We start from the raw sequence: 12,438 nt of genomic DNA, 5'->3' as shown, positions 1-12,438 counted from the left end.
TTTCGTTCATGAAAAATATCCCAATCTTATTAACCTTCCTTTTCCTCAGCCAGGTCATTTACGGTCAAAAAATATTATCCAATGTCTATGCGGCTACTTCACCTGGCATCATCCTCCATGGAGAAAATAACCCGATGAAATATTTTCAACTTGAACTCATCCAACTCGCCCCAAATAAAAGGTATAAAAAAAAGACTCATACTACAGAACATCTCATCCTTGCAAAATCCGGCTCTCCACTGTTGACCTCAGGCACCATCCATAATATCCTGACCCCTACCAGCCTGGCCATGATCGTAAAAGGACAAAAGTACCAGATGAAGAATACTTCTGCACAAGACGCCTGGTTTTATGTCCTGTCCTATGAAGATCGTGATCCATCCAAAGGCTCCGATACAGCAAAATCATTCGTACGACTGGTAGATGATCTTGCCTTTCATGCGCACGAGCGCGGAGGGGTGCGAAGCTATTTTGACAAAGCTACTTCCCAGACTAAGCGCTTTGAAGTACATGCTACCACGCTCAAAGCAGGCCTCAAAAGCCACGACCCGCATACGCATAAATCAGAAGAGATCATCCTCATGATTGAAGGTGATACCGAGATGTTGATCGGAGAGCGACATTATCAGGCTCATGGCGGTGATACATATTATGTAGAGTCGATGGATTTGCACGGGATCCAAAATAAGGGGATGGGGCTGTGCAGTTATTATGCGATACAGTGGGAGTAGCGCCAAGACAGGAGGTGGCGTTGAAAGCACTGACTGCCATCCAGCTTCGACTACGTGCCATTGCAGAGGACGCCTCTGAAGTCATGATCTATCAGCCTCTACACATCTCAAATCTTCACTACATTTGCCCGTGCTTAATCCCATTACCCCCAGGCTGTCCTTATTATTGGGTGCTTTGTGCATCGCTTTTTCGCCGATATTCACTAAGATGACTGGGTTGCCGGGTTTGAGCTCGGCTTTTTATAGAGTGGCGATTGCATTTGTACTTTTTCTGCCTTATGTACTTTATAAAAGGTGTTATATCATCGATCTTAAGAAGTTGGCTTTGCCTTTGTTTTGTGGCCTGTTATTTGCCCTGGACCTGGCCTGTTGGAATCAATCGCTCATGATCACCAATACGGCAGTCGCTACTGTATTGGGCAACCTGGCACCGGTATGGGCGGGTATGTTGCTCTTTGCATTTACCGATTATAAGCCGACGATGTTTTATTGGACGGGTGTGGTCATCGCCCTGGTGGGTTTGATCGTCATGATCGGCTGGGGGATCGTGAGTCATCTGGCATTTGATCGTGGGAGTACATTGGCATTGATGGCCAGTGGTTTTTACGCTTGTTATATAGTGGTCACTTCGAGAGCGAGGTTGGGACTGTCTACTTTGACTTTTATGTTTTATTCGATGATGGGTTATTTGATCTCAGCAGCGGTGTTTGCAGTGTGGTCGGGTGCTCCTTTGGGTGGATTTAGCACTTACAGTTGGATTGCGCTGATCTTGCTGGCGGTAGTGCCTCAGCTGTTGGGTTGGTTATTTGTCAATTATGCTTTGGGGAGTCTGCCATCTACAGAGGTATCGATGGTGTTGCTGAGCCAGATTGTCCTGGCTAGTTTGCTTGCCACTGTAGTATTTAAAGAAGTCCTGACTATAACAGAGATCCTGGGAGGGTGTATCGTCATACTGGGTATAGCCATTACTTATATAAAACCTAGATGGAGCTTTAGAAAGATCTCAAAGGTTTAATTGAATACTATGTTACCCTACTGTGACAGGAGGTGTTAAAAAGCTGGGGAACGGTTGAAAAAAGCAAATCTTACTTTTTCCATCAATCCATTTCAACTTGCTGCACTTGTACCGCAGGCGGTATCAGATAATATAACAGCGGTGTCACTATTCTACTGAGTAAAGTCGAACTGATCAGACCTCCAATCAATACCATAGCCAACGGAGATATGAGCGGAGAATTTTCTAATACCAGAGGCACCATACCTCCGATGGCTGTCATAGAGGTAAGGAGGATGGGTAAAAATCTCGTCTCTGCACCATTCATGATGGCTTGTTTAAGATCCATACCGCCTTCGCGCAGCTGATTGGTATAGTCCACCAGTAGGATGGAATTCTTTATTTCGATACCCATCAAGGCAATGATGCCGATGGTTGCTACAAAAGACAGGGTCTCCCCTCCAACCCAAAGCGCGCAAAGTGCACCGATTACTCCGAGCGGTACCACAGACAATACGATCATAGTACTTTTGAAAGTGCGAAATTCCAGGACCAGAATAGCAAATAGACAGAATATGGATATCAGCACGATAGTACCCATACCACCAAACGATTCTTCCTGGCTTTCTTTTTCTCCTGCTGCAACGAATCGGTAGCCAGGAGGCAATTGGACCGCTTTGGTTTTTTCTTCGATCTCTTCGATGAGCTGCATGGTATTGTACCCGGTTTTGACAAAAGAAGTCACAGAGGTAGTGCGCTCCTTATTATAATGTCTGATGAGTAGCGGTGAGTCATCCAGGGAGATGGTCGCGATTTGTTTTAAGGGTACCTGGGCTCCAGACATGGACTGTACATACAATTGGTCGAAGACCTCGAGGCTTTGGGAGAGATCGGGTTTGCCAACACTGACCCTGATTGTTTTTTCATCACCTCCGTCTTCCAATAAGCTTCCTACTTCGAGACCAGCGAGGCCTAACCGGACTGTCTTGGCTACTTCAGCGGGCAACACGCCCAACATGCCTGCTTTGGCTTTATCTATATTGACTCCCAGATCGGTTTTTGGAGTTTTGATGGTATTTCTGACGGTCTGGGTGCCTTGAGTGTTGCTGATGATTTTTTCCACCTCGCCAGCGTATTTTTTAAGGGTATCGAGGTTTTCTCCGATGATTCTAAATTCGATAGGAGCCAGGATGGGAGTGCCTTGCTGAAACATTTTTACTTCTACTTCGGCTTCAGGCATGCCTTCATATCTTTTTCGCAAGCTGTCAGTCAGGGTAGTGATGGCCGGTACATCGAGGTTGGAGGGCACCTGCACGAGTAGTTGGGCAAAAGTGGGAGAATAATTTTGTTGAAATTCGTTGTAGTAGACCCTGGGATTGCCCTTGCCCACATTGGTACTCACGGAGACGATATTGGGCTGACGCAGGAGATCTTGTTCTAATTGCCGAGCGATATGATTGGTCTGGTTGATGCTGGATCCGGAGGCTGCCTTGATGTCTACGACAAACATAGGTTTGTCAGATTTGGGAAATAAACTAAAACCAATGCGCGGTACGATCATCAGGCTGGACATAAAGATCAGGATAGTCCCCAAAATGGTTAATATTGGATGTTTGAAAGCCCATTTGAGCACGGAGGCATAGGGGTCATTGATGTATTTTTTAAAGGCACGCATAAAAAAATTGCCTTCGGCCCGTTCATGTTTTTTTAATAATAGACTGGATAAAAACGGGATGATCGTCAAGGCTACAAACAATGAAGCAATAATGGTCACTAATACCGCAATAGGCAGACTGCGTATAAACTCCCCGGAGCCTTCGGGCAAAAAAGCCAAAGGCAAAAAAGCAAAGATCAAAGTTGCGGTACAGCCCAATACAGCCACAAAAATCTGTTTGGTGGCTACGATGGAGGCTTCTTTTCGTGAATACCCCTGTCGCATAAATCGTTCGATGTTTTCTACAACGACGATGGAGTCATCTACTAACAGGCCCAATGCGATCACCATACCAACGATGCTCAATTGATTGAGGGTAAAACCCAAAAGATGAAGCAATGCAAGCCCTATAGCCAGGGACAAAGGAATGCTGATCAGTACCACCAACGAAGCCCTGATCCCGAGAGGTACCAGGGTCAGCAGTACGAGGAAGATTGCTATTGAAAAATCTCTGCTCAAACCTCCAAGGCGGTGCTCTACACTCACTTCCTGATCAAAGGCATGTTGCAATTTGATATGTGAAGGCAGGCGAGACTCATATTCATCCAGGATGGTTTGCATCCTGGCACGAGTCTGGATGATGTTTTTTCGGTCATTGAGCGCAGAGAGTACCCATACGGCAGGTTTGCCATTAAACCGGGCAATATGCGTTTGTTCTTCATTAGTGGCATAGACATCGGCGACTTCGTGGAGTCGGACTAGTTGGCCACGGCTACCGGTATGCACGATAATATTGCGAATGTCATCCAGCGTTTTGAGGTCGCTGTTGGTTTTGATATTATACCTCTTAGTGTTTAGGTCGATCGTGCCTCCCGGGATATTGATATTATTCTGTGCGATTGCACCCATGACTTGATTGATCCCGATGCCCATGCTGGCCATACGGCTGAGTCTGAGTTGGATATCGATGATCTCATTGGGCTCTCCCTGGATGTGGACCCACTTGAGGTCCCGCACACGCTCGAGGCTTTTCTTCAGATCTTCAGCATAATCATTAATCTCCGTGGTCGTGGCAGTCTCTGAGACGAGAGCACTTTGTAAGATGACTACATCAGAAGAAGAAGCCCTCTGTACCCGCAATTCCAGTAATCCATCCGGCAGGTCGCGCCTGATTTTATTCATTTCCCGATTGACATCATTGTTTTTATTGTCGACATTGACACCATAATTGAAATCAATCTGGGTCATCATCAACCCATCAGAACATGTGGTAACTATTTTTTTGACATCTCCCAGGTTGTACAAAGCTTCTTCTATAGGATCCGCGACCAATTGTTCCATATCTGCAGGACTGGTACCCGGATAGACGGCCAACACAATAAATATCGGAGCCCCAAATGGAGGATCTTCACCCCTGGGCATATTCAATAGAGAATTAAGCCCGAGGGCAAGTGCGAGGATAAATATAATGATGGTAAACTGATAGTTCTTTACCGAAAATGAAGTCAGATTCATTCTTTGATTTTTTTAAGATTGAGCAATGCGTGTATGGATCGGATCCACCTTATTTTTCAATAGATATTTTGTCCCCATCCTGGAGATAGACGGCCCCGGCAGTGATGACTTCGCGGATCCCGTCCAGTCCGGATCTTATCGTCACCCGGTCACCCAGGATTTTATCTATCATGACCGATTTTTTCATAGCAGTGCCTTCTGCCGTTGGCACGTAGATGATCGCCTGGCCGTCATTGGAAGATACCAGGGATTCGATAGGTATGCTTGGATAGGTGCCGACTTTGGTGCCGGAAGATTTGATATCCATATTAGCGATCAGTCCTGCCGCGAGTTGGACACTGGTCCTGGGTAGTTTGATTTCTATATCGAGGGTTGCGGTACCGGGGTTACTGATATCGGCGATTTTGTCCACCAGACCATCTAGTTGCATTTCGGGAAAAGCCTCAAATCTGATAACAGCATGATCTCCTTTTTTGATCCTTGCCCATTCTTTGTCAGACACAGCTGCTTTGATGACCCAATGGGCCTGGCCTACGCCCATAATGACGCATATGGGCATGCCGGGTCCTATGATTTCGCCTTCGCGGGAGATTTGTTTTACGAGGATACCTGATTCAGGGGCTATGACTTTGGAATAACTTTGGTTAAACTCTGCGATTTTGACAGATTCGAGGGACATATCGTAAGCGGTCTGAGCATTTTGCAAAACTTCGAGGGTGGCGACGCTGTCTATGTAGAGATTTTTTACACGGGCGAGATCACGGGCGGTTTTTTCTACAGCCTTTTTTGCCTGATCTACCTGCGCCGTGATTTCCGTCATTTTTAAAGTCGCCAGCAAAGCTCCTTTCGAAATACGATCACCTTCTTTAAAATAAGTTCTTTCTATCACTCCTCCGGTTTTGAACGCTGGTTTTGATTCCAGATCTGACATCAGGACCCCAGTAGCGGAGATGACATTTTGACCTGAGACTGAAGATACCGGTGCTGTACGCACATTAAATACATCCAGGGCGGTCAATGTATTTTGATATACAGGTTCGTCGGTTTTGTGTTTGCAGGACAAGACCAGGATGAAGAGGCTGATGATCAGTATAGATTGTTTCATGATGATTTTATTTATGATGGAAGATGGGATTTGTTATTGTTTGTCCAGGGTGAGGCGCTCCAGTTCGGCGGCATTGATCCAGGCCTGGTACAAGGATACATTCTGTTGTAAATCGGCAAAAGTGATCTGCGATTGAGCATCGATCAGCTCGGCAGGATTGGCCTGACCTTCTTTAAATTTTTTGAGAATTTCGTAATAATATCGTTTGGACATGTCGAGCAGGGGGGTATAGGATTGGTACTGATCGATGGCAGTGATCAATTGTCGTCGCGCTTGTTGTAGTAGCAGAGAAATGCCTTCACTCACGTATTTTTTCTTTTCGCTGATGGCTTGCATACCGGCGATCACTTCTGATTGTTGAGCTTCGTTTTTCTTGTTATTCCACAGGGGGATATCCAGCTGCAGACCCGCCAGTACATAACCTCCCCATTGAAAATTAAAATTTTGTGATCCTACATCCAGTTGGGCTCCAAGACGCGGAGCATGATATTTTTTTTGCAAGTCGAGGGCCAATTGTTGCATGCGCAGGCCTTGGTCAATGGTGTGGAGTTCTTCCGTTTTTATTTCTTCGCTGTACATGGCAGGATCAGGGAGGCTGACCAGCGGTATGAGGTCTATGTCTTCGCCAGCACTCCTGCCTACCAGGTAATTGAAATATTCTTTTGCATCCTTCTGTTGGTTTTGAGCTGAGAAGATTTGGGTATTGATTTTGGACCTTTCTGCTTGGAGCCTCAGGATGGATGAAGGGAGGGCTACTCCATTGGTGATCATACTGCGACTGATTCTTTCACTTTCATCCAGGATGACGAGGCTTTGTTTGAGTATGTCGATCATTTTACCAGCCTGGATGTATTGGTAATAAGCTTTTTTTACATCGCGAATGAGGTCCCGGCCAGTGATACGGGTTTGTATCTCCTGTTGGTGTACTTGCTCTTCTTTGAGGAGTTGATTGGTTTTGATTTCGGGACGCAGGATCGGCTGAGTCAAGCGTGCTCTCAGATCATAAAAATTGTTTGGCAGAAACTGGATTTTCTGATTTTCCAATGTAGGGAACCTGGATGTTTGGGTGATGCGGTTCAATTCGCTGTTGATGGGGTTGAGGAGGTCTCCAATGGGAAACCCTATACTCCTGCCTCCTGCAGCCAGTGTATAATTGCCTCCAAAACTTATCTCAGGGCTCCAGAGTTTTTTTGCAACAGCCACTCCTGCTTTTTTTTCGTTGACCCATGCCTGTTGTTCTTTGATACTGCCATTGTGTTCGAGGGCTAGCCTGATGTATTCATTCAAAGGATCGTTGAGGACCTGGCCTGGAAGGTTTTGGGTGAGTGCCAGGAGCAACACGATCACATAACTTGCCAGCGTGGTAGATGTATGCATGATGAAAATTTTATGAATTGGAATTTGAGTGATAAGACCGTCGGTAAGACTATCTATAACATTTTAAAAATTTAATAAAAGCGTCGTAAGATTCTTCGACGATGCGCTTGATATCCTTATTCTCAAACATTTCGAGCCTGTCGCGCAGGTAAAGTGTGACCAGTCCGTGAACCTGGGCCCATAACATAGTAGCAGTCGCTTCCACACTGAGATCAGGCTTGAAATAACCGTGATCTTTGCAATCCTGTACCATAGACTTGACGAGTTCAAAAGCTTTGAGCCCATCACACCATACTTCATGTCGAAACTGGAGTGCTTCCAGCGGTGCTTTTAGTAAAAATTTGAGATCGTACTCTTCAGGATTGTTGATGCCATATTCGATATATGCTCTACCCAACGCAGTGAGTCGTTCAAAAGGATCGGGTACGGATGCCACTGAAGACAACGCACTGAAAAATCGTTGGAAAGACTCTTCGTGGAGAGCAAGGAACAGTTCATTTTTGTCCTTAAAATATAAATAGATAGTCGTAGGACTGTACTCGATGCGTTCTGCTATTTTACGCAAAGATGTTTTCTCAAACCCTTCTTCCAGAAACAAGGCACGTGCTTCTTTGAGGATCAGATCCCTCAGTTCTTGTTTTTCTCTTTCTTTTCTATCGGGTATACCCATGGATAATTATTTATACTGCAAATATAGTTTACAGTGTTAAGTTTGTCAATGGTGTAATCAAAAAAAATAGTTGGATTTATTTTAAATAATTGATAACCAATTAGTTAAGCGATAAAATATTTTTTGAACCAGCGAATAAAAGTGCTTTAGTAAGGATATTAAGATGTTTGAGCGCAAAGCATGAGGTGACCCTAAAGGCTGTTATCCTTCTCAAAGACCATACAAGCTAAATGGGGAGTGGACAGTGCGAAACGGTTATAAAGTAGCCATTCATATGTCAGCAAAGCCATTAATAGAAAGAGATGCCCTAAGGCTACCTTCAACCTTACTTAGATATTTTAGGACAAGGCAGAGGATTAAAAAAATACATCAGACCTACCGTCAGCATGCCGAAACCATCCGTTTCGCGACGATCACCTCGCTGGCGGCCGGGCTCGATATTAGGAGTAAGGCTTCTATTGCTCAGAATAGAGGTGAGTGGATCCCGCCCAGCCAATTGGTCAGGAGAAGGGTATACACTACTGACATCATCGAGGTAATCTGTGTAGAGGGTACGGGCATTGATTTCAATATTAAGACTCCAGGCGGGACTGAGGTCATATTTGAAGCCTACACCATATAATAAAGCCGGTTGGAACAGGGGGTATTCCTTACCAATAGCCTGACCTTCTGTGCCTAAGGGTTGTAGACGGACCACTGCTCCATTGTATCTGGTTTTAGGATCGAAATGATATGCAGAGGCGCCAACAAACAAATAAGGAGTCATATAATGCTCTTTGTCTCCATGTTTATAAGGGAAAAAATTAAACTCGATCTGTGCACTGACTTCAAATAGATTGGTAAAAAAACTAAGATTGCGATCACGTTCAAAGGCATTGGTCGATTTAAAATCATCCCCAGCCAGTCTCATGGCAGATACTTTAGCCATGGCCGCGATGCGTTGATTGACATTGTATCGGAGGGCTAAGCTACCTTCTGCTCCGGGTTTATCGATTTGATAAGTAGTATTGAGATCGCCAAAATAATGGGCCGCCCCCAACCAGGGACCCGCTTCAAAACCTTTCTGAGGCTGCGCATACAATGCCAATCCAGCCACCGAAAAGAAAAGAATGAACGAAAATTTTGACATAAAGGGAACAAAGGTAATAATAGACCATTGAAACGCTTAGAATAACTAAATGTGTATTCAAAGTCAATGCCATTGAATGCTAATGTTTTCTTAAAGAGCTACTTAGATTGATTGATTCCTTTAAGAATGAGTCAAATAAAAAATGATGTGCAGCTCCTTTCGCTTATGTTTGAAGTATTATATCCTGATTCCATGTCTGTTAAAACTATCCTGGCTATCTGTGGCTCTACGCGCACGCAATCAACCAATCTCCATTTGATTAATGCTATCCGAAGCATATTTGCGCACCGATTAAATGTTCAGGTTTTCACTTCGCTTGCTGAGCTGCCGCAGTTCAATCCGGATGAAGACCATGAGAATCCGCCTTCTTTTATCATATTATTTCGTCAGTTACTGAGATCGGTTGATGGTATACTGATCTGCACGCCGGAGTATGCGATGGGTGTACCGGGCAGCCTTAAAAACGCCATTGACTGGACCGTATCCTCCTGCGAGTTTTCACATAAACCAACTGCTTTGATCACTGCCTCCTCCATGGGTCAAACAGGTCATGAGTCCATGCTGGCAACCTTAAAAATCATTGAAGCGAATATCACCGACGATACTCAACTGCTCATACCCTATGCAAAGACCAAGATCAAAGCCGATGGTATCTCTGATGAAGTGACAGCACGACAAGTCACTCATTTAATTCATTCTTTTATCGACATTTTGGATTAATAAATCAGATCCGGTCTTATTTTTAACCAATATTAAACCTATCTAATCTATGCGCATATTTTCAAATAAATATTTTTTGACCTGCTTATTCATGGCATTGATGCTTGTCTCAGGATATAACCAGGATGCATTAAACAATGATATCGTGGTGGCCAAAGGAGCTACTCCACATTTGATAGCATCCAATTTTAGTTTTACTGAAGGTCCGGCTGCTGATGCCAAAGGCAATGTATATTTTACAGACCAACCTAATGATCGCATCATGTTATGGAAGACCGATGGTACCCTGACAGAATATATGAAAGGTGCCGGCAGATCCAATGGACTATTTTTTGACAAAAAAGGAAATTTAATGTCTTGCGCAGACGAGCACAATCAACTCTGGCAGATCGATCAAAATAAAAATGTAACAGTACTGATCAAAGATTTTGAAGGAAAAAGGTTGAATGGCCCAAACGATCTATGGATTCATCCTGGTGGAGGGATTTATTTTACAGATCCATTTTATAAACGCGATTATTGGGACCACAGTACGCAGGAAATCACTCAGCAAAGAGTTTATTACTTTGATCCCATGCAAAACAAAATAAAGATTGTAGCAGATGATATGGTTCGTCCAAATGGCATCATTGGAACGCATGACGGTAAAACTTTATATGTAGCGGATATTGGAGGTCAGAAGACCTATGTATATCAGATCAATTCGGATGGATCACTCTCCGGCAAAAAGTTATTTTATGAGCTGGGTTCTGATGGCATGACTATAGATAAAAAAGGCAATGTATACCTCACAGGCAAAGGCGTGACGGTCGTAGATCATACCGGGCATAAAATAGCCCAGATCCCCATTGATGCTCCATGGACCGCCAATGTCACCTTCGGTGGTAAAAACAGAAAAACACTCTTTATCACCGCCTCCAAATCAGTATATACACTGGATATGAAAGTGAAAGGGGTAAAATGAATTCTTCCTCATAAATAACTAATAGATGTTTGTTGGAGATTGATAGACCTATCCTCATTTCTGCATATTCTTCACTAATTTGTACCTTTTCGAGCTAAAGAATGGCCCATTACAAACGTGAACTCATCATCAATGTGACCTTTTTGATCCTGGCCAATCTTTTGATCAAGCCCTATTATATCTTTTTTGTCGAACGAAAAATTCAAAATCAGGTGGGCACTGCTGCCTGGGGCGCTTATTTTACACTGTTCTCCCTGTCTATGTTGCCCCAGATCATCCTGGATCTCGGGCTCACTTCATATATCAATCAAAGATTGTCAGGACATCGGGACCAGCTCCATATGATTTGGAAAGATACTGCCTGGGTCAAACCAATACTGGCTTTGATTTTTGCCGTGATATTTTTATTGATATGTTACGTAGGAGGATATTTTTTGACTTACCGTACCTGGATTCTTTGGATCACCCTCAACCAGGTGCTGATCTCTATGATATTATTTCTTCGGGCTTATATCTCCGGACTTGGACATTATAGATTGGACAGTGCTTTTTCGGTTGCAGATAAGTTTTTATTTATCCTTCTTTTTTCCCTATGGGCATGGACGGGTACTATCACAAGCATCGATACTTTTTTGTGGATTCAGACGGTTTCGCTGGGAGTGCCGCTGATATTGGGAACAGCCTGGTTATTGATGCGTACTGGAATTTCATTCAAAAGACTAGACTTCGGGCAGACCCTGAATATTCTGAAGCAAAGTCTGCCTTTTGCAGGAATCTTTGTGTTGATGGTTTTATACTGCCGGATGGAACCTGTCTGGATCGGCTGGTTGAGACCCGATGGTGCTTACCAGGCAGGTATCTATGCAGCAGGATATCGCCTTCTGGATGCTGCCAATATGATGGGATTTTTATTTGCCGGAATATTGTTGCCGATGTTTTCACACACCATCAGTCTGGGAGATAAAAAGGAATATCAATCCGTTTTTGATCTCTCCTGGAATCTGATGATCTCTCTTTCCGTATTGATTTGTTTCCCCATCATAAATCATCATACTTTTATCATGGCTCAACTTTATACGGATAGTTATCCCGGGATTCTGCCTATTTTGATGATATGCCTTATTCCACTGACTATTAATTATCTATTGAGTACTATACTTACGGCAGCAGGCAGAGTGGTCATGATGAATTATTTCTTTCTGATTTCGATAGGAGTGAGTATAGTGGGTCATATGCTCCTGACCCCCACGATGGGTGCAGGTGGAGCAGCTATTGTTTTGTTGATCACCCAGGTCGTAACTAGTTTTCTGCTTTCCTACCTGGTGGAAAAGGAAAAATTAATCACACTTACCGGAGGCATTCATTTACTCGTTTTGGTTAAAGCGATAGCATTGGGGCTGCTGTCAGGTTGGTTGGTGTCTTTGTTGATTGATCATCCGGTTCTGAGCCTGATTACGCATATGGTAGCATTATTATTGGCATTGGCCTGGTTTAATGTTTTGCCGTGGCAGGCTCTGATCCGCCTGATTTTTAAAAAATAGTGCTTCAAGTTCATTCCTTCCCCCCTGCTTCAAAAGCA

10 protein-coding genes are annotated in these 12,438 nt (G+C 44.0%); 5 read left to right on the top strand and 5 right to left on the bottom strand.

Annotated elements, in window-relative coordinates; translation table 11 throughout:
• Positions 1-8: 8 nt before the first annotated feature.
• Positions 9-731 (top strand): cupin domain-containing protein, encoded by a 723-nt coding sequence (locus tag IPJ09_11880; GenBank protein ID MBK7372115.1) that lies wholly within the window; start codon positions 9-11, stop codon positions 729-731.
• A gap of 130 nt (positions 732-861) precedes the next feature.
• Entirely contained in the window at positions 862-1,746 is an 885-nt protein-coding gene (locus tag IPJ09_11875; GenBank protein ID MBK7372114.1) for a DMT family transporter, read from the top strand.
• Between the two features lie 82 nt (positions 1,747-1,828).
• Here the strand turns inward: IPJ09_11875 and IPJ09_11870 are convergent, their stop codons facing one another.
• The 5 genes from IPJ09_11870 to IPJ09_11850 form a co-directional block, all read right to left on the bottom strand.
• On the bottom strand, positions 1,829-4,894 hold the full coding sequence (locus tag IPJ09_11870) for an efflux RND transporter permease subunit (GenBank protein ID MBK7372113.1): 3,066 nt from the start codon (positions 4,892-4,894) through the stop codon (positions 1,829-1,831).
• Between the two features lie 49 nt (positions 4,895-4,943).
• A complete protein-coding gene (locus IPJ09_11865) occupies positions 4,944-5,999 on the bottom strand; it encodes an efflux RND transporter periplasmic adaptor subunit (protein ID MBK7372112.1) in 1,056 nt (351 codons plus the stop codon).
• A 33-nt stretch (positions 6,000-6,032) separates the two neighbouring features.
• Positions 6,033-7,376 (bottom strand): TolC family protein, encoded by a 1,344-nt coding sequence (locus IPJ09_11860; GenBank protein MBK7372111.1) that lies wholly within the window; start codon positions 7,374-7,376, stop codon positions 6,033-6,035.
• Between the two features lie 49 nt (positions 7,377-7,425).
• On the bottom strand, positions 7,426-8,046 hold the full coding sequence (locus tag IPJ09_11855) for a TetR/AcrR family transcriptional regulator (protein MBK7372110.1): 621 nt from the start codon (positions 8,044-8,046) through the stop codon (positions 7,426-7,428).
• A 325-nt stretch (positions 8,047-8,371) separates the two neighbouring features.
• On the bottom strand, positions 8,372-9,175 hold the full coding sequence (locus IPJ09_11850; protein ID MBK7372109.1) for an outer membrane beta-barrel protein: 804 nt from the start codon (positions 9,173-9,175) through the stop codon (positions 8,372-8,374).
• Between the two features lie 165 nt (positions 9,176-9,340).
• On the opposite strand from IPJ09_11850, the gene IPJ09_11845 reads away from it, so the two are divergent.
• The 3 genes from IPJ09_11845 (at position 9,341) to IPJ09_11835 (ending at position 12,400) form a co-directional block, all read left to right on the top strand.
• A complete protein-coding gene (locus tag IPJ09_11845) occupies positions 9,341-9,895 on the top strand; it encodes an NAD(P)H-dependent oxidoreductase (protein ID MBK7372108.1) in 555 nt (184 codons plus the stop codon).
• Between the two features lie 91 nt (positions 9,896-9,986).
• Complete coding sequence (locus IPJ09_11840; GenBank protein MBK7372107.1) at positions 9,987-10,859, top strand: SMP-30/gluconolactonase/LRE family protein; 873 nt, start codon at positions 9,987-9,989, stop codon at positions 10,857-10,859.
• A 101-nt stretch (positions 10,860-10,960) separates the two neighbouring features.
• Entirely contained in the window at positions 10,961-12,400 is a 1,440-nt protein-coding gene (locus tag IPJ09_11835; GenBank protein MBK7372106.1) for a polysaccharide biosynthesis C-terminal domain-containing protein, read from the top strand.
• Positions 12,401-12,438: the final 38 nt, after the last annotated feature.

The sequence above is a fragment of the Saprospiraceae bacterium genome, assembly GCA_016709995.1.
Taxonomy (GTDB): Bacteria; Bacteroidota; Bacteroidia; order Chitinophagales; family Saprospiraceae; genus JADJLQ01.
This window is presented reverse-complemented; position numbering and strand designations above follow the sequence as displayed.